We start from the raw sequence: 24,549 nt of genomic DNA on the forward strand, positions 1-24,549 counted from the left end.
CGCACCTGGTGCAGAAGAAAGGACGTGTGACCATGACCGCTCCCACGACGTACGAGGCCGACCCCGCCGTGCCCGAGGCCTGGGCTCCGCTCGTCGACGTCCCGGCCCGGATCATCCGGGCCTGGGCCGCGCACGACGCCGACGCCTTTGCCGACGTGTTCACGGAGGACGGCACGATGATCCTGCCGGGCAGCTTCGCCACCGGCCGCGCCGCCATCCGCGAGTTCATGCAGCGGGCGTTCGCCGGACCCTACCGGGGGACCCAGGTCTCGGGGACCCCGTTCCAGGTCCGCTACCTGAGCCAGGACATCGCCCTGATGCTGACCGAGGGTGGCGTCGCCCGGGCGGGCGCCGACGCCGTCGCGGACGACGACGCCGTCCGCGCCTCCTGGTTGCTCGTCCGTGAGGACCAGGGGTGGAAGCTGGCCGCGTACCAGAACAGCCCCAAGCATTGAGCGAGCCCAGCCCGGGTGTCGGACCGGTCGTCCTCCGCGGGGGACGACCGGTCCGCACCCCGGCGGGGGGTGCTCCCGGGGAGCAGCTCACCGATTTCGGACGGCAGGTCTTCGGCCGCCCGGCCGTCGTGTACCAGCCGCGGTCCCCGCGGAGCCTCCGGGAGGCGGTGGCCGAGGCCGCCGCGGACGGACGGGTGGTCGTCCCGCGGGGCCGGGGGCACAGCGTGGACGGCCAGACGGTCCTCGACGACTCGGCCCTCGTCGACCTGAGCGGACTGCGCCGCGTGCGTGAGGTCACCGACGACGCCGTCACGGTGGACGCCGGCGCGACCTGGCGCGACGTGCTGCGAGCGACCCTCCCGCGCCGCCGGGCGCCCGCGGTGGTGCCCGACTACCTGGACCTCACCGTGGGCGGCACCCTGTCGATGGGTGGCATCAACGGTGCCAGCCACCGGTGCGGCACCACGGCCGACCACGTGCGGCGCGGCACGGTGGTGTCCGACGACGGTGCGGCGCAGGAGGTACCCGGGGGCGGTGCGGTGCTCGACCGCGTGCTCACGGGTCAGGGGAGGCACGGCATCCTCGCGACCGCGACGCTGAGCCTGCGCCCGGTCCCGCGCCGCGTGCGACGGTCGGACGTGGTCACCCGCACCCTCCAGGACCACATCGACGTCCAGCGGAACCTCCTCGACACCGGCACCGTCCACTGGCTGGAAGGGTTCGCCACCCCGGGCCGTGACGGCGCGCCGACCTTCACCTCCCGCCTGGCCCAGCCGGACGACCACGGGTCGACCCTGGTCATGGACCGGACCCGAGGCAGGTCGGACCTGCTGGACTTCTTCGCGCGAGCGGACCGGGTCGTCGCCTCCGAGCGGGCGCGAGGCCGGTGGCAGCACAACCCGCACCCGCGGATGCAGATGATCCTGCCCCTCGGGCCGGGTCGCGAGGTCGTGGACGAGCTGCTGGGTCGCGGCGCCGGCCACCTGCTCGGCCCGGGCGGCACGCTCATGGTCACGGTGACGATCGCCGCGGCCCTGCGCAGGCTCGCCGTGCACGGCGACGACAGCGGCCACGCGCTGGTCGTCGGCTGGCAGCGGACCGCCCCTCGCGGGGACGGTCCGGCGCTCCGGCGCATGCAGGCGGAGAACCGGCACCTGGCCGCGCTCGTGGTGGAGGCGGGCGGCGTGCTCTACGGGGCGGGGCCGGCGCTGGACCCGTCGGAACCGTGCGGCGTCCTCAGGCGTCGAGGGAGGTGACGGCGCGGACCGGGGCACATCAGAAGATGACCTCCGGCCCGCCGGTGCGACACGCTCAGCGCACCTGACGGACCAACGGGAGAGGCGACGATGCGCCCGACGACGACCTCCGCACCATCCACCGTGGCCCGCCGAGGTGGCGCGGCCGCCCGCTCCCGGGTGCGCACCGCAGCGCTGGTGCTGCGCGAGGCGCGCCCGAAGGTGCTGGCGATCGGCGCGCTCCGGTACCTCACCGGTGCGCTGCTCAGCGGCGGACTGGTCCTGTCGCCGCGGACCCTGACGGGTCTGGTCGCGTGGATCCTCATGACCGTCGCCGTCTACGTCCTCAACGGGGTGACGGACGTCCGGGCGGACCAGCTCAACGGCTCCCGACGTCCCGTCGCCTCGGGTCGGCTCTCCGTCCGGACCGCCCGGGCGTCCCTCTGGGCCTGCGGCCTGCTGGCCGTGGGTCTGAGCCTCGTCGTGTCCTGGGTGTTCGCCGTCCACCTCGTGTTCGCCCTGGCGCTCGGGATCGGCTACTCGTCGGGAGCGAGGCCCGCCAAGGCGAGCTCGCCGGCCGCCTTCGTCGTGGTGGTGCTCGGTGGGCTCGTGACCTACCACGCCGGCCTCGTCGCCTCGGGCGGGCATCTGACGCCGGCCTACCTGGTGTTCTCGACGTGCATGGCGCTGTGGATGGGCGTCGGTTCGATGCTCAAGGACCTCACCGACGTCGAGGGGGACCGCGCCGCGCGCCGTGCGACCCTCGCCGTCCTGCGCGGGCCCGCCCTGACGGCCGGCCTGGCCGCCGGGGCGGCCGTGCTCGTCACGGCGGTCATGGTGGGGGCCGCCACCGGGCTGTCGGCGTCCGGGGAGTTCCTGCACGTCCCGGCGGTGGCCCTCGTCCTCGGTACCGCGACACTGTGCGTGACCTGCGCTAAGGTCGCGCTACGGACAGCGTGGCCGTACCGGATCTTCATGTACACGCAGTTCGCGGCGCACGGGACATTGGTACATCTGTAGGGAGTTCATTCTTCGGGGGGAACCGGTGGCAGCAGATGATTCCCAGGGCCTGGACGGTCTACGCCGCTATGTGGACGGTCGCCGCGAGGAGATCGTGACCGCGTACGCGGACCGCCTGCGGGCCGAGGACAGCCCCCTGGGACGCCTGCCCTGCGACGAGCTGCGGAGCGTGGTGCATCCCCTCCTCGATGCTCTCGCCCTCCCGGACGCCGCGCCGGACACGACGAGTGAGGACGTCGGCCGGTCACGAGCGCTTCAGCAGATCAACCCCGTCCACTCCCTGCGCGGCGCGTCCGTGCTCTACGACGTGGTGGCCGCCGTGGTCGTGCGTGGCGCGGACGAGCTGGGCTGCCGCGGTTCGGACCTCGCCCAGCTCCTGCGGGAGCTGTTCGAGGCGATCCTGCGGCGCGTGAGCGACGCCGCCGTCCCGTACGCCCGGGTGCTCCTCCAGCAGATCGCCGACGCGCACTCGGCGGAGCGGTTGCGCGTCGCCCGGGACCTCCACGACCGTTCCGCCCACGCGCTGGCGCTGGCCTTCCAGCAGCTCGACGTCCGGCAGATCCGGCTCGCCCGTGGGGAGGTCGCCGGGGCGGAGGCGAGCCTGGACGTGTTGCGCACGCAGCTGCAGGACGCCGCGGAGATGATCAGGGACCTGGCCCGCGACCTCGGCAGCGACCACACGCGGGACGGCCTCGTCGTGGCGCTGCAGGAGTACCTCGAGGCCGGCGGCGACGGGCGGGCCTCGCTCCACGTCGACGACCCCGTCGACGTGCGCGACGTCCCCTCCTGGGTCCGTGAGCAGATGTACCTCTCGATCCGAGAGGCTGTACGCAACGCGCTCCTGCACTCGGGGTCCGACGACATCACCGTCCGGCTGGCGGTGCGCTACAGCAACCTGGTGGCCGTCGTCCGGGACCGTGGCGTCGGCATGTCCGGAACGTCGGAGTCCCCGGCGCGCCGACGCACCGCTTCGTCCGGGACCGGGATGTGCTCGATGGTCGAGCGGGTGGAGCACCTCGGTGGATCGGCCGTCGTCGAGTCCTCGCCGGAGCACGGCACCACGGTCGAGCTGGTCGTCCCGTTGCCATGACCACGCCGAGCAGCGGACTCACCGTGGTCGTCGCGGACGACCACGTGGTCTTCTCCGAGGGGCTGAGGCTCATCCTCGACGACGCCGGGTTCCGCGTCCTCGCGACGGCGGGCGACTCCGTGGCCGCATCCGCTCTCGTCCGTGAGCACCAGCCGGACCTCGCGGTGCTCGACGTCCACATGCCCGGGGGTTCCGCGACGGCCCTGGTCCGGCGGATCCGCGAGGACAGCCCGCGAACCCGCATCGCCATGCTCTCCATGCAGGCGTCGCAGCGCCGGGTCGCCGAGCTCGAGGACCTCGGTATCGCCGCGTACCTCTCGAAGGTGGTCGACGCGGCCACCCTGTGCTCCGTGCTGACGGCGGCCGCGCACAGCTCCGGGGGCGGCACGATCCGCGTCGTGCCGGGGGCGCTCGACGGCCCCGACCGGGAGGTCTCGCTGCGCGCGGGGGACCGCGAGCTGCTCGCCCACATCGCGGCCGGGCGGAGCAACAGGTGGATCGCCCAGGAGATGTACGTCTCGGAGGCGACGGTGAAGAGGCGCCTCGCCGAGGTCTACCGCGAGCTCGGGGCGTCCACCCGGGCCGGGGCGATCAGCCGCGCCTACCAGCTGGGCCTGATCCAGCACGAGGCGGGCACGCCCCCGAGCGAGAGCTGAGTGCTCGGGGGCGTGCCTCGCCCGACGTCACGCGGAAAGGGCGGCCCGGAACCGGCGCAGGTCGGAGACGAAGGTGCTGGGGACCTCCATGGGGGCGAAGTGCCCGCCGTCGTGCTCGGCCCAGTGCACGAGCCGGCGGTAGCCCGGCTCCGCGAAGGCCCGGATCGGCGGGGCGGGGTCCTCCCGGTAGACGCCCACCCCGAACGGCTTCTCCTGCACCGGCGGGGCCGGTGGCGGGACGGGCGCCGTCGGCAGCAGTGCGGCGTTGTCCGCGTAGAAATGCGCGGCCGAACCTGCCGACTGCGTGAACCACGCGATCGACGCGTGGGTCAGGATCTGCTGGACCGTCAACGAGTCGGGCCCGGCCGCCCAGGAGTGGTACTTCTCGAGCAGCCAGGCGAGCTGACCCACCGGTGAGTCGGTCAGCGCGTAGGCGAGCGTCTGCGGGCGGGTGGCCTGCAGCGCCATGTATGCCGAGCCGTCGGCCATGAACGCGCCGAGGCTCTCCAGTCGTGCCAGGCTCGTGGGGTCGAGCGTCGACATCACGTCGGGATCGTCGCTCGGCGGGGGAGTCACGAGGAAGTTCACGTGCGCCGCCTCGGCGGCGGGGTCGGTGGTGAGCAGCGCCTCCGTGATCCAGGCGCCCAGGTCGCCACCCTGGGCGATGTACCGCTCGTAGCCGAGCCGCTCCATCAGCAGCGACCACGCGCCGGCGACCCGGGGGATGGTCCAGCCGCCGGCGGTCGGCTTCCCGGAGAACCCGAAACCCGGGATGTCGGGCAGCACGACGTGGAAGGCATCCTCGGGGGCGCCGCCGTGCGCCGTCGGGTCGGTCAGGGGCTCGACGACGTCGACGAAGTCGGCGGCGCTCCCGGGCCAGCCGTGCGTGAGGACGATGGGCGTGGCCCCCTCGTGCGGGGAGCGCACGTGGAAGAAGTGCACCGCGACGCCGTCGATCTCCTCGACGAACTGGGGGAACCTGTTCAGCCTCGCCTCCGCCGCACGCCAGTCGAAGTCCGCCCACCGGCCGGCGAGGTCGCGGACGCGGCTCAGCTCGGGGCCGCGCTGCCCGGGGCCCTGGTGCTCGTCGCGACGGCCCTCGTCGGGCCACCGCACGGCACCGAGCCGCGCGCGCAGGTCGTCGATGGCGGCGTCCGGAACGTTGATCGAGAAGGGTTTCATCCCAAGCACTCCTGAGGTCGAGGGCTACGTTGCGACGCACGCTAGGACCTCCGACGGAGCAGCGGAACGCCCGGGGCCCGCCAGAGCACGTCGGAAGTTCTCCGCCGTGGGACGCCGCACGCCAGGAGGGCCGGGGCCGGTGCCGACGGGCCAGCGTGGGACCGCCACAGTCCCCCTGACCCGGAGGTCCACATGTCAGTCGCCACGCACGCGGTCGTCGTCGGCGGGAGCATCGCCGGCCTGCTCGCCGCCCGCGTCCTCGCCGACCACGCCGACCACGTCACGATCCTCGAACGGGACGAGACCGACGTCGACACCGTCCGTCGCGCCGCCCCGCAGGGCCACCACATCCACGCGCTGCTCGCCCGGGGGCACGACATCTTCGAGGACCTCTTGCCCGGCTTCACGGACGACCTGCTGGACCTCGGGGTGCCGATCCTCGACTTCGGCACGAGTGTCGCCTGGCACCGGGGGGCGGACAGGTTCCGGCAGGGGCCGGCGGGGATGATGTGCGTCGCCGCCGGACGCCCGTTGCTCGAGAGCTACGTGCGAGGCCGTGTCCTCGACCTGCCCAACGTCCGGTTCGTGCGGGAGGAGGCCGACGGGCTGCTGCTGGACGCGACGGGCCGCTCCGTGACCGGGGTGTCGACGCCGGGCGCCCGCGTCGACGCCGACATGGTCGTCGACGCCGCCGGCCGGGCGAGCCGGACGCCCGCGTGGCTCGAGGCCCTCGGCTGCGGGACGGTCACCGAGGAGTCCGTCCGGATGGACCTCGTGTACACGACCTGCGGGTTCGAGATCGCTCCGGAGCTCGACCCGATCGGGGACGACATCGCGATCGTCTCGACGATGACCCCGGAGCTGCCACGCGGCATGATCTACGCGCGTCTGACCGACCGGTACGCCCTGTCCCTGAACGGCCTGGGCCGCCACGCCCCGCCGCGCGACTGGGACGGCTTCCTCGAGTTCGTGCGGTCGTTGCCCGTCCCGGAGGTGTACCGGTCCGTGCTCTCCGCGTCCCGGATCGAGGAACCGCACTCCTTCCGCTTCCCGGCCAGCACCCGGCGGCGGTACGAACGGCTCACCGGCCTGCCGGAGGGCTTCGCGGTCGTCGGCGACGCGTTCGCCCGGTTCAACCCCGTCTACGCGCAGGGGATGACGGTCGCCGCCATGGCGGCCGAACGGCTGAGGGCCCATCTCGAGGACCGCGGGGCGTTCGACGCCCGCCTCTTCGCCCGCCAGCTCGGGCGCGTCGTGGACACGCCCTGGACCCTGGCCGCCGGCGGTGACCTCGGGTTCCCCACGGTCCGGGGTCGACGCACGCTCGCCACGAGCATGGCGAACAGGTACGTCACCCAGGTCCAGCGCGGCGCGGTCAAGGACCCGGTGGTGGCGAAGGCCTTCCTCCGCGTCGCCGGCCTCCTCGAGGAGCCGACGAGCCTGTTCCGGCCCGGGATCGTCGCGCGGGCGCTGGCGGCCTGACCCGATCGGGTCAGATCTCGGCACCTTCCGGGTCATGTCCTGATCTTCGGGGCACAAAGAACGGCTCGGCCCTGTCCTCGAGGTCCTCCCGCACCCATCGTCGGTCGCACGGGGGCACGTATCCGGCTCGACCGACCGAGAGGCGATGACAATGAGCGTCGAATCAGTACGGCACGGTGAACTCCTGGGCTTGACCCGACCGAGGCTCGGGGTGGCGCGACCGACAGCCGCCCTGCCGGATACGGTGCCCGACACCTCGAACATCGCCGCGGCCGTCGAGCAGGCCGTGCTGGCGATGCGCGCGGACCTGTTCTGCGGCGCAGGGATCGCCGACATCGCCAGCCGGACGTTCTACTCCAAGTTCCACTTCACCCGGGAGTTCTCCCGGCTCGTCGGCACGACCCCGCGCCGGTTCCTCGCCGCGCTCCGGATGGAGCGGGCGAGCACGATGCTGCTCACCACGGACCTGTCCATCGCCGACGCCGGGACCATGGTGGGTTACTCCAGCGTCGGGACCTTCAGCACGCGGTTCTCGGCCCTGGTGGGCGTGTCGCCGCGCCAGTGGCGAGCGTGCGGCGGCAGACCGGGAGCCATCGACAGGGTCGAGGGCACCGCGACCGGACAGCTCCGCGGGCAGGTCGACCTGGGTGCGGCGGCGGAGACGGCCGACTGCGACGTCTTCGTCGGTGCGTTCGAGGACAGCATCGTGCAGGGCCGACCGGTCGCTGCGACGCGGCTCGACGGTCCCGGGGCGTTCCACCTCGACGGGCTCCCGCCGGGGGAGTGGACGGTCGTGGTCCTTGCCCGGGTCGCGCACCGGGGCCCCGGGGCCCACGTCGAGTGGTTGCGTGCGGACGCCCGGATGACGGCCTACGCCGACAGCAGCACCAGCCAGCTGCCGGTGCGGCTGCGGATGCGGTCTGCGCGGCCCTGCGACCCGCCCGTCCTTCTCGGCGGCACGCACGCCGACCCAGCCGGGCCGCCTCCGGTCCGGCGCAACCGGGAATACCCGCTGGACATGGTCCTCGGCCAGGTTGGAGGAGTGGCCCCCGCTCCTGGCGGCACGCCAGGGCGGTAGCCGGCTCGGCGGCTCGGACCGGGACCGACGTGCCACGGATCCACCGTACGGAACCGCTACGCCCCGAAGGAGATCCCGTGTCGTCCTTGAAGCTGCTGGCCGCACCCGTCGCGGCCCTGGCCCTCGCCGGTCTCGCCTGGCTGCCGTGGCAGCCCGGCCCGCCCGCCGAGGCCGCGGAACGCGCGGTGGAGCGCATCTCCTTCGCGACCCACGACCTGCCCGACTCCGACGGGAACCAGCAGCAGCGTCCCGTCGCCCCCGACCTCGAGCACATCCGGCCGTGGATCTCGGCCGTCGGGGCGTCGGTCGGGTCGATGGACCTGCGCGGGCTCGGCAGGCCCGGCGACGCCTGCCTGACCGATCCGCGCGACGACCGGCTCCGGGTATTCCCCGTGCCGGGCAGCGGTGGACCGGACTTCGAGCCGTTCGAGCTGCACCCCGACGGCCTGCGGTACGACCGGACGATGGCGCCCATCGGGTGCGTCCCGACCGACATCGACCAGGACGGGCGCCAGGACGTCGTGGCCTACTACTGGGGCCGCTCGCCGGTCATCTTCCGCAACACCGGTCCCGGCACGGGCACGCCGTCGGCCGACTGGTTCACCGCGGCCGAGCTCGTCGAACCCATGCAGGTCTGGAACTCGACCGCGCTCAACATCGCCGACATCGACGGTGACGGGCTGCTGGACATCGCCGTCGGCAACTACTTCCCGGACGGGAGCCGGGTGCTGGACGAGACGGCCGACGACGACCCTCGCATGCAGATGCAGCACTCCATGGGGGACGCCCACAACGCCGGGGTGAACCGCCTGTACCTGGGCGGTGGCACGGAGGCCGACGGCGGCCTGCGGTTCACGGACGTCTCCGAGAGGTGGCCCGAGGAGTCCGCCGACTCGTGGACCCTGGCGCTCGGGCCCCAGGACCTCACCGGCAACGGGCTGCCCGACCTCTACGTCGCCAACGACTTCGGCCCGGACCAGCTCCTGGTCAACACCTCGGAACCCGGCGACGTGCGCCTCACCGAGGTCCGCGGCGACCGTGACCTCACCACGGCGCGCTCCAAGGTGATGGGCCACGACTCCTTCAAGGGCATGGGGGTCGCCTACTCCTACGCCCCGGGCGCCGACCTGCCCAGCATCCACGTCAGCAACATCACGACGACCTGGGGGCTGCAGGAGGGGAACTTCGCCTTCTACCCCACCGGCCGGGGCGAGGAGCTGCTGGAGGGCAGCTTCCCGTTCGAGGACCGTGCGGCGGAGGTCAACCTCGCCGTGAGCGGCTGGTCCTGGGACATCAAGCCGATCGACCCGACCAACTCAGGGCGCGAAGGTTTCGTGCAGGCCACGGGCATGATCGCGGGCACCGAGGAGCTGTGGCCACGGTTGCAGGAGATGGCCATGGGCAACGACCAGATCCTGTCCTCGCCGACGTCGTGGATGCGCATCGGTCAGGACGGCGACATCTCCGGGGACGAGCCCAACCGGCTCTGGATCCCCGTCGGGGACCAGTTCGTGGACGCCGGGTCGCGCGTGCCGTTCGACGAGAGCACGCCGAGCCGGGGGTTCTCCGTGGCCGACGTCGACGGCGACGGGCTCCAGGACGTCCTCGTCGCGAACCAGTGGGCGCGCTCGCAGGTGCACCTCAACACCAGCACGCCGGAGAACCCCAGCGTCACCCTGGCGGTCACCCGCCAGGGTGAGCACGGGCCGACACCGGTGATCGGAGCCGTCGTGACGGTCGAGGGTCCCGGCTACTCGCGCACCTCGCAGCTCTACCCGGCCAACGGCCACTCCGGCGTCTCGGGGTCGCAGCTGCACTTCGCCCTGCCCGCCGACGCCTTGGCGGACGCCACCGCGACCGTCCGCTGGGTCGACGCGGACGGCCAGCACTCCACGACCTTCGCCCTCATCGAGGGGGCCCAAGAGCTGAGGATCGACCGATGACCGAGACCACCGCACCGATGAAGCCCGGGCCGGCTGCGCCGGAGGCGCCCGCGGACGCCCGCCCGACACCTGCCCCGCCCCGTACGGACGCCGTCCGCGAGGTTCCGCCCGCTCCCGCCCCCGCCCCCGGCCGGGACCCCCGCAAGGCGGCGCTCCTGCGGTTCGCCGTGTCGATCACGGTGCTCAACGTCGTGGGACACCTCCTCCTCGGGTTCGAGCAGGCGCCGATCGTCCCGATCGCCGCCGTGCTCGTGGCCTACGCGTGCAGCCTCGGCCTGGAGCTCGTCGACTCCTGGGCGCGCGGCGTCCGGCCGGGGTACGCCGGCGGCCCGCAGGAGATGTTCTACTTCCTGCTGCCGGCTCACATCGCGGCGCTCGCCTGCGCCATGCTGATCTACGGGCAGTCCCTGAGCATCTACCTGTTCGCCGTCGTCGTCGCCGTCGGGTCCAAGTACCTCTTCCGCCTCCGGTCCGGCGGGCGCCTGCGGCACTACCTCAACCCGTCGAACTTCGGCATCTGCGTCACCCTCCTGCTGATGCCGGCGGTCGGGTTCGTCCCGCCCTACATGTTCCTCAACCGGACGGACACGTTCTTCGACTGGCTGATCCCGGCGGTCATCCTGGTCGCCGGCACGCTGCTGAACGCCAAGCTGACGCGGCGGATGCCGCTCATCGCGGCGTGGGTCGGCGGGTACGTCGCCCAGGCCGTCGTCCGCGACGTCTTCCTCGGCGACAACGTCTGGTCCGCTCTCGGCATGATGACGGGTGTCGCGTTCGTGCTGTTCACCAACTACATGATCACCGACCCCGGGACCACCCCGTTCTCGCCGCGCCGCCAGGTGGTGTTCGGCCTCACGACCGCCGCGGTGTACGGGGTCCTCATCGCCCTGGGTGTCGCCTACGCCATCTTCTTCGGGCTCGTCATCACCTGCGCGCTGCGCGGAGTGGTGCTGTGGACGGCCGAGCGTCGCCGGTCCCGCCAGAGCGAGCGCGAACGCGTCGCCGCCCCGGCCGGGGCGGCGACGTGACGGCGCCGACGGCGGTGCTGCGGCGGGCCTCCGCGCCGTGGCGCGCCGCCCGGGCGCGGGTGATGACGCCGTCCCGGAGCCAGGTGGACCCGCGGCGACGCGGTTTCCATCCCTGGACCGAGGGCAACAGCATCGTGGAGCCGGTCGGCAACGCGTTCCTGGACGGGTTCGCCGTCGCCTGTCACCGGTCGACGGCCGCCGCCGTCCTCGAGGAGGTCGGCCGCGTGTCCGCCGGGCGGCGCGGGTTCGCCCTGGAGGGCGCGGCGATGGCCTGCACCCTCCGCTCCCGGCTCGAGCCGTGGAACCGCGGCGTGCTCGACGAGCTGCTCCGGCGGGCGGACGAGCACACCTACCTGGCGCACGTGGGCGTCGGATGGGCCCTGGCCCGTCTGCCGCGGCCGTGGTGGCCGGATCTCGCGCGCCTCGACCGGTCGGTCGTCCCGCTGGTCCTCGACGGGTACGCCTTCCACGAGGTGTTCTTCCGCACCGGCGCGGTGCTGGGCACGCGGTCCACTCGGTTCCCCCGGGACACCTGGCCCGGGGGCCCCGAGGTGGCGACGCAGCACCTGGCCCAGGGGATCGGGCGCGGTCTGTGGTTCGTCGCCGGAGGGTCCGCCGGGCGTCTCGCCGGGCACGTGCAGGACTTCCCCACGGACCAGCGCGCGTCGTTGTGGGCGGGCGTGGGACTGGCGATGACCTACGCCGGCGGGCGGGGCCCGGAGGGGATGCGGGCGGTGCTGGCCGCCGCCGGGGACCACCGGCGCTGGGTCCGCCAGGGGTGTGCCTTCGCGGTGGAGGCCCGCGCCCGGTCGGCCACGACGGTGCCCCACACCCGGACAGCGGCCGAGGTCATCTGCGAGCGCCCCTGGGACGACGTCGTGTCCGTCGTCGACGCACTGCGCCCCCGCATCCCGGCCGGCGGGCCGGGCAACTGGCACGCCTACGAGGAGTGGCGGGCGGCCGTGGCGGACGAGCTGGGCGATGACTGAGCGCGCGCGCTCCCTCGGGCCCGTCGAGACGGCCAGGACCCTCCTGGCGCTCACCCGGGGCGACCGGGTCGAGCACCTCACCCGGCTCGCGGGCGCGCACCCGCACGGGTGCGTGATGACGCTGCCGACCGGACGGGTTCTCGTCGCCCGTGACACGGCGACGGTCAAGCACGTGCTCGTCGACCGGGCGGACAGGTACGTCAAGGGCATGGGGCAGCTGCACGCCCGCGAGATGATCGGTGACGGACTGCTCACGGCCGAGGGGGACACCTGGCGGGAGCAGCGTGCCGCCGCCCGGCCGTACCTGCGTGCCCGCGCCGTGCAGCACCAGCTCGGTCACGTCGTCCGGGCCGCCCACGAGGCTGCCGACCGGCTGCACTCCACGGCATGGCACCGCGTCGACCTGACGGTCCACCTCGCGTCGTACACCTTGACGTGCCTGGCGCGCACCTTCGGGTTCGCGCCGCCTGACGGGCGGCGGGTGCACGAGGCGTTCGACGTGGTCCAGGACGAGGCGATCTTCCGCGCCGTCACCCAGGGAGCGGTGCCGATCTGGCTGCGGCCACGCCGGGCGGCCGCCGTCGCGGGGGCGCTCGCCACGCTCCGTACCGAGGCCCGGACGTCGTTGGAGGGTTCGGCGCGCCCGGACGCATGGTCCGGCGACGACGGCATGATGTCGCTGTTCCTGGCCGGCTACGAGACGACCGCCAGCACCCTGGGCTGGGCGGCGGGCTTCCTCGCCCACGACGGCGAGCTGCAGGACCGCGTCGCGGCCGAGGGGGAGCGCCTCGCGGACCCGACGACCGTGACCGTCGACGACCTGGCGGCGCTGACCTGGGCGTCCGCGGTGTTCCAGGACACGCTGCGGCTGCGTCCCCCGGTCTGGCTGATCAGTCGCCGGGCCGTCGCCGCGGACACCGTCGCGGGGGTGCGCCTCCGCGCCGGCGACGAGGTGCTGCTGCTCCCGGGGGCGACCTCTGCGGACCGGTCCTTCGAACCGGGTCGCGCCGCCCGCGGTCAGGGGGCCCCGAGCGGTTTCGCCTTCGGTGCCGGTCCCCGGTCGTGCCCGGGCGTCTCGCTGGCTGCCATGGAGGGTGCCGTCTGGCTCGCGGTCGTGGCCCGGGCGGTCCGGCTGCGTCCCGCCGACGCCGCACCCCCACGACCGCTCGCGCGCATGTCCCAGGCGCCGGCCGGTGGAGCGGTCGTGGAGGTCCGGTCCCGCGCCACCTCGGAGCAGTACCGACCCCCGGCAAGGAGCCACGCATGAGTCCCACCGACCCGATCAGCCGGCCACGAGTCGCCCCGCGCGGGGCGCGGCCCCGGCTCACCGCTCAGCAGACGACCGCCCTGGAGGCCTGCGCCGACACGGTGGTCCCGGGGCGCCGTCGGCACGACGACGACGTCGCGATCGCCGGGGTGAGCGATACGCCCGGTGCCGTCGAGGCCGGTGCGCTCGAGGTCCTCACGGACCCGGCGACCGGGATCGAGGACGGTGTCGGGGAGATGGCGGAGATGCTCGACGAGCGTGCGGCGTCCTGGGCGCGTGCGGAGGGCCTCGTCGACGTCGACCGGTTCGCCGACCTCTCCTACCAGGATCGCCGGCGTCTGCTCGCGCTGCTCACCGGCGCCGAGGAGCCCGCGCACGAGCTGTGGTTCCTCCTGGCGCTGTTCGCCACCATGGCCTACGACAGCGCGCCGCACCGCGAGACGGCCGAGGCCGTGCTCTCGGGGGCGCCGGGACTGACGGCGATGGGGTTCGCCCCGCCGTCCGGTGGGCGCTGGCGCGCGAGCGACCCCACCTACACGGTCCCCATGGCCCGTCTCCACCCCGCGACCGACCCCAGGACAGGGAGCCTCACGTGAGCGACATCGAAGAGTTCGACGCCGTCGTGGTCGGCAGCGGGTTCGGGGGCTCGATCCCCGCGTTCCACCTGGCCCGAGGGGGCGCCCGCGTCCTCGTCCTCGAACGGGGGCCGCGTCTGTCCGCGGACGAGTTCGACCAGTCGCTGCGGTTCGGCTCGTCGTCGACCCGGATCTTCGACTTCACGGCCGGTGACGGCATGAGCGTGCTCGGCGGCAACTGCGTCGGCGGCGGCAGCGTCGTGTACTTCGCCGCGATGCCGCGGGCGCCGCGTTTCGTCTTCGACCGCACCGGTCCGCAGGGACAGCGGCTGTGGCCCGCGGAGGTGGACCGGCAGAGCCTCGACCCGTGGTACGACCGGGTCGCGGAGGCACTGCCGATCCGGACGCACGGCTGGGACGAGGTCAGCAAGCCCGGCGGGCTGTGGGCCGCGATCTGCGACCACGGCGGCCTGACAGCGAACCCGTTGCCGTCGGCGGTCGACACCAGCCGCTGCACGAGCTGCAACTGGATGATGTCCGGCTGCGTCGAGGACGCCAAGCGGTCGCTGCTGACGAACTACATCCCCGCGGCCGAGCAGCACGGGGCGCAGATCCGCGCGTTGCACGAGGTCCAGACGGTGGAGCGCTCGGCGGACGGCGGGTACGTCGTCTCCTACGCCCACGTCGACCCGGTCGACTACCGCCTCACGACCGGGACCGGGAAGGTCCGGGCACGGGTGGTTGTCCTGGCGGCCGGGGCCGCCGCCACGCCTGTCATCCTCCAGCGGTCCGAGCCGCAGCTGGGGGCGATGCCCGACGCGGTCGGCAGGTACTTCTCGGGCAACGGCGAGCGGATCAACGTCGCCGTCATCGACGAGAACGCCGTCCGGGAGATCCTGCCACCGGGTGCGACCGCCGGCGAGCGTCCCTACGGCGCGTTCCAGGTGGGCCGCGGCCCGGTGGTGGCGACCTGGGACCGGCTCGACGGGAGCCTGCCCGAGCACGAACGGTTCGCCGTCGAGCAGCTCTACTTCCCGCCGGGCCTGGGGACGATCCTCGCCCAGGCCCGCACGGCGGACGGGCTGCCGGGCTGGTTCGGGCCCGAGAAGAAGGAGTTGCTGAGCAGGTGGCGCAACTGGTTGATGCTGTTCTCGCTGGTGGAGGACGACAACGAGGGCGAGTTCGGGCCACCCCCGCCGACCGGGAACGCGGTGCGGCTCTCGCAGCAGCTGCTGGGACGAGGAACCCTGCGCTACCGGCCCCGCCCGTCGACCGTGGCTGCCTGGCGGCGTGCCGACGAGACCATCAAGGATCTCGTCGAGGGGCCCGGCTTCGGTACCGTCGACCCCTGGACGAACGACCTCGTCGGGGCGTACACCGTGCACCCCCTCGGATCGTGCCGGATCGGGTCCGACCCGGAGACCAGCGCCCTCGACCACACGCATGAGCTGCGTGGCCACGAGGGGATCTTCGTGACAGACGGTTCCGCCGTGCCGACCGCCCTGACGGTCAACCCCTCCAACACGATCGCCGCTCTCGCGGAGCGGGCGGTCCCCTTCGTCGTCGAACGTCTCAGGCGGCGCGGCGCGGACGTCGACTACCAGGCCGAGCTGCCCACCCCCCGTCCCGTCCCCGTGTGAGGAGAAGCCATGCAGTTCACCTTCAGCCAGCCGGTGCCGCTCCCTGTCGAGAGCGTCGTCGCGCACCTGTGCGACGAGGCCTTTCAGGCGGAGAAGGCCACCCGCCTCGCCGCCCGTGACTTCGCGATGACCGTGGACCGACGTCCGGACGGCGTCACGGTACGGACCGAGCGCCACCTTCCGACGGTGGGGCTGCCCGAGTTCGTCAAGGCCCTCGTGCGGCCGGTCATGGTCGTCGCCGAGACCGAGCGGTGGGACCCGCCGGAGGGCGGCAGCCGTCGGGGCGCCTTCGAGATCGACGTCGACGGTGCTCCGGTCAGGTTCCGTGGAGCGGTCGGGGTCGTCCCGGAGGGGAGGGGGGCTCGGCTCACCTTCGAGGGCACGCTGTCGTCGACGGTGCCGTTGTTCCGCGGTCGGATCGAGGAGGCCTCGGCCACCCTGGTCCGCGAGACCATGGAGGTCGAGGCGGCCCTGCTCGAGGAGCTGTCCCGCAGCGGCGCCGTCCCGTCAGACCGTTGAGCGGATTCGGACGAGCTCCTGCTTGATGGCGAATCGCCAGCGTTCGTAAGCGGGGGTCGGGCCGTCGTCGTCCAGGACCGCGCAGGCGTCGAACACCTCCGACGCCTGCGCGGGGGACAGCCCGGCAAGAGCGTGCGTCGCGGCCTCCGTGTGCGCCGGAACCGAACCCGCGTCGCACCGTGCACGGGCCGCCAGCACTGCGCCGAGCCGGACGTCGGGTGCGTGCTCGCCGGCCAGGACGGCCAGGGCGGCCACGTCCTCGCCGGTCGACGGCCCCGCGAAGGTGGCGGCCAACCCCACCCCGGACCACACGTCCCCGCGCCGTGCCGGGTCGAAGCTGCCCACCGTCGCGGCGACGTGCTCCGGACGTGCCCCGTCGATGAACCACACGGCGCGTCCCATGCCCTGGTCGACCGCTCGGGCGAAGTACGTGGGTGCACCCTGGAACGGCCACGGGCGTGGACGTGCACGCGTACCGACCCACCGGTGCCGGTCGAAGTAGGCGAGGTCGAACCCGTAGCCGTCCACAGCGAGCCACGACAGCGTCGGGTGGTACGCGCCGAGGTCGAGCTCGGGCAGGGCGCGGCTCCACAGCCGTCGAGGGAGCCGGGCCAGCGCGAACCCGACGCCGATGTACGCCAGCAGCCCGTGCGGCCGGGCCGGCCCCTCGACGAGCGCCCGGGTCCGCGAACCCCCGGTGGCCGCGTCGAGGATCGTCGTGGCCATCACGGCTCCCTCGTACCCGAACCCGCGCAGGTGCTCGTCCATCAGCTCCACGCGGGCGGCGATCGCTGCCGTGCCGGGCGACTCGAGGGCCGACTCGAACCCGACGACCACGGCCTGGGGGATCCGGTCGAGCGCGGCCCGCGCCGACAGCTCCGCCGCCGGGAACCCCAGGTGGGCACCGGTCACGCTGGTGACCGCGGGCGCGACCGCCCAGCGGAGCATGCGGGTGAACGTCACGGGCATCGGAGGTCTCCCCGGGTCGGTGGACGTGCTGGTCGCGACCCTAGGCACCCGCGGCGCACCGGTCCACGGTGCGGGCGTCCCGGCGCACGTCAGGAGGTGCCGGCGCAGGCCGCCGTCGCCCGCCGGGGCGGGAGGCAACCAGGGAGAACTCCGCACGGTGCCACGGCGGGATCCTGAGGTCTCGAACGCATTGTCGTCGTGGTTAACGCATTGTCGTCGTGGTTGCCGGGCCGCCACCCGGAGGATGGAGCGAGTCCAGTGACGTCCGAGCGCATCGCCATCGTGGGAGTCGGTCTGCGGTACCCGGACGCCGCGACCCCGGACGAGCTGTGGACCAACGTCCTGGCCGGCCGGCGGGCGTTCCGGACCATGCCGGAGGAGCGGACCAGCCTGGCCGACTACTGGGACCCCGACCCGGCGGCGCCGGACAAGTTCTACGCGAGTCGGGCCGCCGTCCTGCGCGACTACACCTTCGACCGGGTCGCGAAAATGATCTCGGCGCGCACCGTGACGTCGACGGACATGACCCACTGGCTCGCGCTGGACGTCGCGACGGACGCCTTGCGCGCCGCCGGGTTCGAGGACGGCGAGGGACTACCGCTCGCGACGACCTCCGTCGTCCTCGGCAACACGCTCACCGGCGAGTTCTCGCGTGCCAACGTGATGCGCCTGCGGTGGCCCTACGTCCGCCGGACGATCTCCGCCCAGCTCGCGGAGCGCGGGTGGGAGAACGCCGAGATCGACGGGTTCGTCCGGGATCTCGAGGGCGTCTACAAGGCACCTTTCCCGGAAGCCAACGAGGACATGCTCGCCGGCGGGCTGGCCAACACGATCGCCGGCCGGATCTGCAACTTCTTCGACCTGGGCGGCGGCGGCTACACGGTCGACGGCGCCTGCTCCTCGTCGCTGCTGTCCGTCATCAACGCCGCGAACGCCCTGCGGTCCGGTGACGCCGACGTGGTCCTGGCCGGCGGTGTCGACCTCTCCATCGACCCCTTCGAGCTGGTCGGCTTCAGCAAGACGGGCGCGCTGGCGACCGGTGAGATGGTGGTCTACGACCGCGGCTCCAACGGCTTCTGGCCGGGCGAGGGGTGCGGCATGGTCGTGCTGATGCGCGAGGACGACGCCCGTGCGCAGGGCAGGCAGGTCCTCGCGTGCATCGCTGGCTGGGGGATGTCCTCCGACGGCAAGGGAGGCATCACGCGGCCGGAGGAGAGCGGGCACCGCCGCGCGCTCGCCCACGCCTACGCTCGGGCCGGATACCACCCGTCGACCGTCTCGTACTTCGAGGGGCACGGCACCGGGACCGCCGTGGGCGACGCGACCGAGATCGCCGCGCTCGCCTCCACCCGCGAGGGGATCGACGACCCGTGGCCCGCGGCGCTGGGCTCCGTCAAGGCGAACATCGGCCACACGAAGGCGGCGGCGGGAGTGGCCGGCCTCATCAAGGCGGCGTTGTCCGTGCACCACCAGGTGGTGCCTCCGGCGAGCGGGCACGTGGACCCGCACCCCCTGCTGAGCGAGACCGCGCACGCGATCCACGTCCCGACCGACGCCGGGGTCTACCGCTCCGGCGTCCCCGTGAGGGCAGGGGTGTCGGCGATGGGGTTCGGCGGGATCAACACCCACATCGCGCTCGAGAGCGCCGACGCCGCGCCACCGACCCGGGCGTCGGTGGCACCGGAGGTGACCGACACGGTCCTCGGCCGTCAGGACGCCGAGCTGCTCCTGTTCGCCGCGGCGGACGTCGAGTCGCTCGCCGCGGAGGTCCGGGAGGCCGCCGGCACGCTGGAGCGCGCCGCGACGTGCGAGCTGACGGACCTCGCCGTCCACCTGCAGCGGACGCTGACGGACGGAGAGCACCGGGTCGCGGTCGTGGCGCGCGACCCCGGTGACGCCGTGGCGCGGCTCGAGCGCGTCGCGGACCTGCTGACCGGCACGCAGGTGCCCACCGGGCGGCTCGTCCGGGTCGGCGAGGGGATCTGGTTCGGGCGCGGGGCCGCACCGGGACGGATCGCCTTCGCGTTCCCGGGCCAGGGTGCCGGGCACGGGCACCCCGGCGCCCCGGTGCGCCGGTTCGACGCGGTGCACGACCGCGTCGGCCAGGTCGACGACGGTCCGGGGACGGCAGGCCTCCAGCCACGAGTCGTCCGCCGGTCGCTGCAGGGGCTCGCGGCGCTCACCCGCCTCGGCGTCGAGGCGGACGCCGCGATCGGCCACAGCCTCGGCGAGATCACGGCGCTCGCCTGGTCCGGCGCGCTGAGCGAGGAGCGGGCCATCGAGCTGGCGCGCGTGCGCGGGCGAGCCATGTACGACGAGGTCCCCCGCACCGGCGCCATGGCGGTGGTCGGTGCGGGACCCGACCGTGTCCGTGCACTGCTGGACGGGACCGCGGCGGAGGTCTCGGGGTACAACGCACCCGAGCTGACCGTGGTCGCCGGCCCCCGGACGGACGTGGAGGCCGTCGTGGCCGCGAGCGCGATCGCCGGGCTGGACGTCAGCGTGCTGGACGTCGAGCACGCCTTCCACACCTCGCAGTGCGCCCGTGCGGCGGCCGTCCTGCGCGACCATCTGCGCGGCGTCCCGTTCGGGCCGCTGCAGCGGGACGTCGTCTCGCCGTCGTCGGCCGCCCTGCTCCCCGAGGACCAGGACGTCTCGGCGTTCCTCGTCGAGCAGATCACGAACCCTGTCCGCTTCAGCGATGCCGCGAAGCTGCTGGGCGGTCACGACCTCGTGATCGAGGTCGGGCCCGGACGCACGATCGGTGGCCTCGTCGCCGCCAACCTGCCGACCGTGCCGACGGTGAGCATCGACACCGACTCACGGTCGCTGGCGCCCTTCCTGGACGCGGTCGGTGCTGCCCACGTGGTCGGCCGGTCGGTCAGCACCGAGGAGCTGGTGCGGGGCCGTGCGTACCGCCCGTTGGTGCCGGGCCAGCGGATGACGTTCCTTGCCAACCCTTGCGAGGCCGCGCCCGGGCTGGGGTTCGTGCCGACCGAGACCTCCGAGGACGAGGCTGCCGGATCGCGGGACACCGGGGCCGCGGCCGGGGCGAGCACGCTGGAGGTGCTGCTGTCGGTGGTCGCCGACAAGGTCGACCTGCCCGTGTCGGTGCTCGGTCCGGCCACCAGCCCGTTGGACGACCTGCACCTGTCCTCGATCACCGTCGGCCAGATCACCAACGACGTCCTGCGCTCCCTGGGGCGTGGGCCGCTGCACGGCGTGCCGTCCTTCGCGACGTCGACTCTCGGGGACATCGCGACGATGATCGACGAGATGTCCGACCGGGACGAGGTGCCGGCGAAGGTCATCGGCGCCGGGCCGTGGGTCCGGGCCTTCGGCCGGTCGTCGCGGACCGAGGACCTGCTGCCGGCGCCGGCCCAGGGGCCGGAGCGACGCTGGACGCTCGTCGGGGCGGACGACGAGCTGACGGATCTCGTCCTCGCCCGTCTGGCCCGCCTGCCCGGCGTCGAGCCGGGTGTGCTCGTGAGCACGACGGGCCGGGGGCCCGACGCCGGCGCGGACGCGATCGAGGCGCTGCTCGGCGCGCTGCGCCAGCACGGCACCGTGCCGCTCGTGGTCCTGCAGCGTGGGGACCACGGAGCGGCGGCCGCGGCGCGCTCGCTGTTTCTCGAGGGGAGCTCGCCCCGGGTGACGGTCGTGCACCTTCCCGCCGAACTGGCCGACCCCCTTCCTGCGGTCGCAGACTCGATCGCCGCCGACGTGGACCGCACCGCCGGCTTCGCCGAGGTCACCTACGCGGACGGCGGTGCCCGTCGGCACGACGCGTGGGCCGCGCTGGAGACCTCCGAGGCCTCGTCGGCCTCCTACCTGGGGGCGGACGACGTCCTGCTGGTGACCGGGGGCGGCAAGGGGATCACCGCCGCGTCCGCGCTCCGGATCGCCGAGGCATCGGGCTGCCGACTGCTGCTCCTGGGCCGCGCGCCGATGTCCGACCCCGCAGTGTCGGCCACCCTGGACCAGGCACGGAGCGCGGGCGTGGGGTGCGTCTACGTGGCCGCGGACGTCACCGACGCCGCCGCGGTCGCGCGAGCCGTGCGCGAGGGGGCCGCGACCCTCGGCACCGTCACGGCGGTGCTGCACGGGGCCGGCACCAACGAACCGGCGCGGGCACGGGACCTGACGCGCGAGCAGCTCGACCGGACCGTCGCGCCCAAGGTGCACGGGTTGCGGAACGTGCTCGCCTGCCTCGACGCCTCACGTCTACGGTTGCTGGTCGCGTTCGGCAGCATCATCGGACGCGCCGGTCTGGAGGGCGAGGTCCACTACGCCACCGCGAACGACTGGCTGACCGAGGAGGTGCTGGCGTTCGGCCGGGAGAACCCCCAGGTCCGGGTCCGCGCCGTCGAGTGGTCCGTCTGGTCCGGAGCCGGGATGGGCGAACGGCTCGGCGTCCTGGAGTCGCTGCGGCAACGGGGCATCGAGCCGATCCCGTCGGAGTGGGGCGTCGGGCTCGTCACCTCACTCGTCGACGACGGCGACCTGCCGCCGCTCATCGTCGTCGCCGGCCGGACCGGCACGTTCCCGACGATGCGGCACGCCCCCGGTGACCTGCCCTTGCTCCGCTTCCTGGAGACGCCGCAGGTGCACTACGCCGGGGTGGAACTCGTGGTCGACGCCGAGCTGTCCCCGGGTACGGACCCCTACCTCGCCGACCATGTCCTGGACGGCGAGATGATCTTCCCCGGCGTCATGGGGATGGAGGCGATGGCCCAGGCCGCGGTGGCCCTGCGCCCGCAGCTGCGGGGCGGGCTCGCCTTCGCCGACCTCTCGTTCGACCGGCCCGTCCTCGTCCCGCCCGACCGTCCCGAGACGATCCGTGTCGCCGCGCTGGTCGAGGGCGATTCCGTCCGGGTCGCGGTCCGCACGGCTGGTACCGCGTTCGCCGTCGACCACTTCACCGCACTCATCATCCCGCCGCCGGACGTGCCGGAGGCCGATGCTCCCGCGTCGGCGGGTCTGGAGCCCGTCGGTCTGGAGCCCGGACGTGACCTGTACGGGTCCCTGATGTTCCAGGGGCCGCGGTTCCAGGCGGTGCGTGGCTACCGCGCGGCGCTGGCCCGTCGGGCCGTGGCCGACCTGGACACCGGGCCGGGCCAGCCGTGGTTCTCCCTCGTCCACCCGCAGGAGCTGATCCTGGCCGCACCTGGTGCCCGCGACGCGATGATGCACGCCATCCAGTGCTGCGTCCCGGACGCCGTGCTGCTCCCCGAGAGGGTCGACCTCCTGGTGCCGGCCATGGCCACGCATCCGAGCGCGGAGGTGCTGATGGAGGCTCACGAGGACGTCCAGGACGGGGACTCCTACACGTACCGACTCGCCTGTCACGACCTGTCGGGTCCGGTGGAGACCTGGTCCGGTCTGCGGCTGCGCGCCGTCACGAGACGTCCGGCACGGACGATGCGCTGGAGCCCGGCGATGACGGGCCCCTACCTGCAGCGCCAGGCCGAGGAGCTGTTCGGACGCGGCGTGGAGGTCGCCGTCGAGCCCCATGCACCCGCCGGGTCGGCCTCACGGGCCGACGACCGGGCGGCCACGGACCGGGCGATCGCGCGCCTCCGGCCAGGGGCCACGCTCCGCCGGCAGGCCGACGGCCGGCTCCTGCTCGACGACACCACCCAGGCGTGCTCCGCCCACCACGCTCTGTTCACGATGTCCGCCGTCGCGCCGCGAAGCGTGGCCTGCGACACGGAGGCGGTCGTGGAGCGGCCCGACGACGTGTGGCAGGACCTGCTGGGCGACGCATGGACGCTGGTCCGCGAGATCGCCGCCGCGGCCGGCGGTGACGTGCACGAGGCCGCGACCCGCGTGTGGGGTGCGCTCGAGTGCGTCCGCAAGGTCGGCCACGCGTCGATCGGCCTGACCCTGGCGAGCACCACCGACGACGCCGTCGTCATCGCCGCGGGCCCCTACCGGGTCATCACCTGGGTGCTGCCCACCGGTGAGACCGGCACGAGCACGATGTTCGCACTGCTGGGAGGTCATTGATGCCGTCGCGCTACTACGAGATCCGCCACGTCGTCGGGTTCGAGGAGACGAACCTCGTCGGGAACGTCTACTACGTGAACTACCTGCGTTGGCAGGGCCGCTGCCGGGAGATGTTCCTGCGGGACAAGGCTCCCACGGTCCTGGCCGAGGTCCAGGAGGACCTGAAGCTGTTCACGCTCAAGGTCGAGTGCGAGTTCTTCAGCGAGCTGACGGCGTTCGACCAGGTCGGCGTCCGGATGAGCCTCGTGGACCTCGGCCCGAGCCGGTTGGAGTTCGCCTTCGACTACGTGAAGGTCGAGGAGGACACCGAGACGCTCGTCGGCAAGGGGCGGCAGAAGATCGTGTGCATGCGTGGTCCGAACCAGCACACGGTGCCGACCCGGGTCCCGGACGACCTGGTCGCCGCGCTCGCCCCGTACCGCGCCGAGCCGGCGCTCGAGGTCGTCTGACATGCCCGCGGTGACCCCGGTCCGGCTGCGGAGGGTGATGTCACGATTCGCGACGGGCGTGACCGTGTTCTCCACCTGCGGTGAGCACGCGCACGCGATGACCGCGAACTCGTTCACGTCGTTGTCGTGCGACCCGCCCCTGGTCCTCGGCTGCGTCGCAGCGAGCGCCCGCATGCACGCCCTCCTCGCCCCGGGTGCGTGCCTCGGCGTCTCGATCCTGGCGGGGGGCCAGGAGCCGATCGCCCGGCACTTCGCCGACCGCGGTCGACCGCGCGGGTGGCGTCAGTTCGGCGACCTGTCGTGGTGGTGCGGACAGAGCACCGGTGTCCCGCTGATCGCGGGCGCGGCCGCGTGGCTGGAGTGCGAGGTGGAGGACGTTCATCCGGGCGGGGACCACGGCATCGTCGTGGCTCGGGTCCTCGGCTGTGGTGAAGGCGCCCCCGAGGTGCTGACGTTCTTCGACGGAGGGTTCCGCGAGCTCGGGACCCCGGGCCCGGTGCCGGTGACTCTTCTGGGGGCCGGTGCGGGCACGTGAGGACCCGCCGCGACGGAGCGGCGGGTCGGGCCGGCGGGGCGGGGCGGGGCACGTTCCCCGACCCGCCCCGACCGTCTAGGTGTACCCGGCCATGAGGTTGGCTACACCGAGGCGCTCGGCGCGGTGACGGCGCCGTCGATGGCGCCGGCGACGACGGCCGCCTGGTGGGCCACGGGACCGGCGACGAGCACGCCACGGAGCCCGTGGCGGAAGGCGGCGAACTCGGGCAGGTCGTCCAGCACGCCCTCGATCCGCGGGTCGACGACGTGGACGAACCGTCCCGTCCCGGCGACGTGGGCGGACAGATAGGTCCCCGCGTGGCCGCGCGCCTCGAGCGCGGCCACGACGTCACGGACGCGCGCCGTGTTGGCACCGACCGCGTCCTCGCGGACCTCGTACGTCATGACTCTCAGCACGGCTTCCTCCTG

General features: G+C 73.5%; 20 protein-coding genes. 17 read left to right on the forward strand and 3 right to left on the reverse strand.

The genetic code is table 11. The annotated features are described in order from the left end of the window. Window positions 1-32: 32 nt before the first annotated feature. From Q6350_RS04820 to Q6350_RS04840, 5 genes are all read left to right on the forward strand, one after another. Entirely contained in the window at window positions 33-455 is a 423-nt protein-coding gene (locus tag Q6350_RS04820; protein ID WP_304604803.1) for an SgcJ/EcaC family oxidoreductase, read from the forward strand. Continuing rightward, complete coding sequence (locus Q6350_RS04825) at window positions 452-1,711, forward strand: FAD-binding oxidoreductase (protein WP_304604804.1); 1,260 nt, start codon at window positions 452-454, stop codon at window positions 1,709-1,711. Before Q6350_RS04820 ends, Q6350_RS04825 begins: the two co-directional genes overlap by 4 nt. A 123-nt stretch (window positions 1,712-1,834) precedes the next feature. Continuing rightward, a complete protein-coding gene (locus Q6350_RS04830) occupies window positions 1,835-2,710 on the forward strand; it encodes a UbiA family prenyltransferase (protein WP_304604805.1) in 876 nt (291 codons plus the stop codon). A gap of 94 nt (window positions 2,711-2,804) precedes the next feature. After that, window positions 2,805-3,800 carry a sensor histidine kinase gene (locus Q6350_RS04835; protein WP_304604806.1) on the forward strand — a complete coding sequence of 332 codons (996 nt, stop codon included), beginning with the start codon at window positions 2,805-2,807 and terminating at the stop codon, window positions 3,798-3,800. After that, complete coding sequence (locus Q6350_RS04840) at window positions 3,797-4,456, forward strand: response regulator transcription factor (protein WP_304604807.1); 660 nt, start codon at window positions 3,797-3,799, stop codon at window positions 4,454-4,456. Before Q6350_RS04835 ends, Q6350_RS04840 begins: the two co-directional genes overlap by 4 nt. 27 nt (window positions 4,457-4,483) lie before the next feature. On the opposite strand, the gene Q6350_RS04845 is transcribed toward Q6350_RS04840, so the two are convergent. Next, window positions 4,484-5,638 (reverse strand): epoxide hydrolase family protein, encoded by a 1,155-nt coding sequence (locus tag Q6350_RS04845; RefSeq protein ID WP_305065548.1) that lies wholly within the window; start codon window positions 5,636-5,638, stop codon window positions 4,484-4,486. A gap of 192 nt (window positions 5,639-5,830) precedes the next feature. Between Q6350_RS04845 and Q6350_RS04850 the strand changes: the two genes are divergently transcribed. From Q6350_RS04850 to Q6350_RS04890, 9 genes are all read left to right on the forward strand, one after another. Beyond that, window positions 5,831-7,120 (forward strand): NAD(P)/FAD-dependent oxidoreductase, encoded by a 1,290-nt coding sequence (locus Q6350_RS04850; protein ID WP_304604809.1) that lies wholly within the window; start codon window positions 5,831-5,833, stop codon window positions 7,118-7,120. Between the two features lie 211 nt (window positions 7,121-7,331). After that, on the forward strand, window positions 7,332-8,198 hold the full coding sequence (locus tag Q6350_RS04855; protein WP_305065550.1) for a helix-turn-helix transcriptional regulator: 867 nt from the start codon (window positions 7,332-7,334) through the stop codon (window positions 8,196-8,198). 77 nt (window positions 8,199-8,275) lie between these two features. Next, window positions 8,276-10,141, forward strand: a complete 1,866-nt coding sequence (locus tag Q6350_RS04860) for a VCBS repeat-containing protein (protein WP_305065552.1) — start codon at window positions 8,276-8,278, stop codon at window positions 10,139-10,141. Beyond that, window positions 10,138-11,169 (forward strand): enediyne biosynthesis protein UnbU, encoded by a 1,032-nt coding sequence (locus Q6350_RS04865; RefSeq protein ID WP_305065554.1) that lies wholly within the window; start codon window positions 10,138-10,140, stop codon window positions 11,167-11,169. The genes Q6350_RS04860 and Q6350_RS04865 overlap by 4 nt, the downstream gene beginning before the upstream one ends. Next, on the forward strand, window positions 11,166-12,158 hold the full coding sequence (locus Q6350_RS04870; RefSeq protein WP_305065556.1) for a DUF1702 family protein: 993 nt from the start codon (window positions 11,166-11,168) through the stop codon (window positions 12,156-12,158). Before Q6350_RS04865 ends, Q6350_RS04870 begins: the two co-directional genes overlap by 4 nt. Next, window positions 12,151-13,425: a cytochrome P450 gene (locus tag Q6350_RS04875; protein WP_305065558.1), complete on the forward strand. Its 1,275-nt coding sequence runs from the start codon at window positions 12,151-12,153 to the stop codon at window positions 13,423-13,425. Before Q6350_RS04870 ends, Q6350_RS04875 begins: the two co-directional genes overlap by 8 nt. Beyond that, window positions 13,422-14,021 carry a DUF5987 family protein gene (locus tag Q6350_RS04880; RefSeq protein WP_304604815.1) on the forward strand — a complete coding sequence of 200 codons (600 nt, stop codon included), beginning with the start codon at window positions 13,422-13,424 and terminating at the stop codon, window positions 14,019-14,021. The genes Q6350_RS04875 and Q6350_RS04880 overlap by 4 nt, the downstream gene beginning before the upstream one ends. Continuing rightward, window positions 14,018-15,640, forward strand: a complete 1,623-nt coding sequence (locus Q6350_RS04885) for a GMC oxidoreductase (RefSeq protein WP_305065560.1) — start codon at window positions 14,018-14,020, stop codon at window positions 15,638-15,640. The genes Q6350_RS04880 and Q6350_RS04885 overlap by 4 nt, the downstream gene beginning before the upstream one ends. A 9-nt stretch (window positions 15,641-15,649) precedes the next feature. Next, window positions 15,650-16,159, forward strand: coding sequence for a DUF2505 domain-containing protein (locus tag Q6350_RS04890; RefSeq protein ID WP_304604817.1), 510 nt, complete (start codon window positions 15,650-15,652; stop codon window positions 16,157-16,159). On the opposite strand, the gene Q6350_RS04895 is transcribed toward Q6350_RS04890, so the two are convergent. After that, a complete protein-coding gene (locus Q6350_RS04895) occupies window positions 16,148-17,128 on the reverse strand; it encodes a DUF1702 family protein (protein ID WP_305065561.1) in 981 nt (326 codons plus the stop codon). The two genes, Q6350_RS04890 and Q6350_RS04895, sit on opposite strands and share 12 nt — an antisense overlap. A 258-nt stretch (window positions 17,129-17,386) precedes the next feature. Here Q6350_RS04895 and Q6350_RS04900 point away from each other — a divergent pair, with 258 nt between their 5' ends. From Q6350_RS04900 to Q6350_RS04910, 3 genes are read left to right on the forward strand one after another with little or no spacing between them, the layout of a single operon-like run. Further along, window positions 17,387-23,137: a type I polyketide synthase gene (locus Q6350_RS04900; protein ID WP_305065563.1), complete on the forward strand. Its 5,751-nt coding sequence runs from the start codon at window positions 17,387-17,389 to the stop codon at window positions 23,135-23,137. Beyond that, window positions 23,137-23,586: a thioesterase family protein gene (locus Q6350_RS04905; RefSeq protein ID WP_304604820.1), complete on the forward strand. Its 450-nt coding sequence runs from the start codon at window positions 23,137-23,139 to the stop codon at window positions 23,584-23,586. Before Q6350_RS04900 ends, Q6350_RS04905 begins: the two co-directional genes overlap by 1 nt. A gap of 37 nt (window positions 23,587-23,623) precedes the next feature. Then, on the forward strand, window positions 23,624-24,121 hold the full coding sequence (locus Q6350_RS04910) for a flavin reductase family protein (protein ID WP_304604836.1): 498 nt from the start codon (window positions 23,624-23,626) through the stop codon (window positions 24,119-24,121). Window positions 24,122-24,222: 101 nt separating this feature from the next. On the opposite strand, the gene Q6350_RS04915 is transcribed toward Q6350_RS04910, so the two are convergent. Next, a complete protein-coding gene (locus Q6350_RS04915) occupies window positions 24,223-24,537 on the reverse strand; it encodes a hypothetical protein (RefSeq protein WP_304604821.1) in 315 nt (104 codons plus the stop codon). Window positions 24,538-24,549: the final 12 nt, after the last annotated feature.

It is taken from the genome of Isoptericola sp. b515, from assembly GCF_030588125.1.
GTDB lineage: Bacteria > Actinomycetota > Actinomycetes > Actinomycetales > Cellulomonadaceae > Isoptericola > Isoptericola sediminis.

Excerpts from the sequence above, each read along its gene's own strand:
- Q6350_RS04845 (WP_305065548.1), bottom strand. The coding sequence starts at position 5,638 with ATGAAACCCTTCTCGATCAACGTTCCGGACGCCGCCATCGACGACCTG.
- Q6350_RS04895 (WP_305065561.1), bottom strand. The coding sequence starts at position 17,128 with ATGCCCGTGACGTTCACCCGCATGCTCCGCTGGGCGGTCGCGCCCGCG.
- Q6350_RS04865 (WP_305065554.1), top strand. The coding sequence starts at position 10,138 with ATGACCGAGACCACCGCACCGATGAAGCCCGGGCCGGCTGCGCCGGAG.
- Q6350_RS04850 (WP_304604809.1), top strand. The coding sequence starts at position 5,831 with ATGTCAGTCGCCACGCACGCGGTCGTCGTCGGCGGGAGCATCGCCGGC.
- Q6350_RS04820 (WP_304604803.1), top strand. The coding sequence starts at position 33 with ATGACCGCTCCCACGACGTACGAGGCCGACCCCGCCGTGCCCGAGGCC.
- Q6350_RS04905 (WP_304604820.1), top strand. The coding sequence starts at position 23,137 with ATGCCGTCGCGCTACTACGAGATCCGCCACGTCGTCGGGTTCGAGGAG.
- Q6350_RS04910 (WP_304604836.1), top strand. The coding sequence starts at position 23,624 with ATGTCACGATTCGCGACGGGCGTGACCGTGTTCTCCACCTGCGGTGAG.
- Q6350_RS04840 (WP_304604807.1), top strand. The coding sequence starts at position 3,797 with ATGACCACGCCGAGCAGCGGACTCACCGTGGTCGTCGCGGACGACCAC.
- Q6350_RS04875 (WP_305065558.1), top strand. The coding sequence starts at position 12,151 with ATGACTGAGCGCGCGCGCTCCCTCGGGCCCGTCGAGACGGCCAGGACC.
- Q6350_RS04890 (WP_304604817.1), top strand. The coding sequence starts at position 15,650 with ATGCAGTTCACCTTCAGCCAGCCGGTGCCGCTCCCTGTCGAGAGCGTC.
- Q6350_RS04880 (WP_304604815.1), top strand. The coding sequence starts at position 13,422 with ATGAGTCCCACCGACCCGATCAGCCGGCCACGAGTCGCCCCGCGCGGG.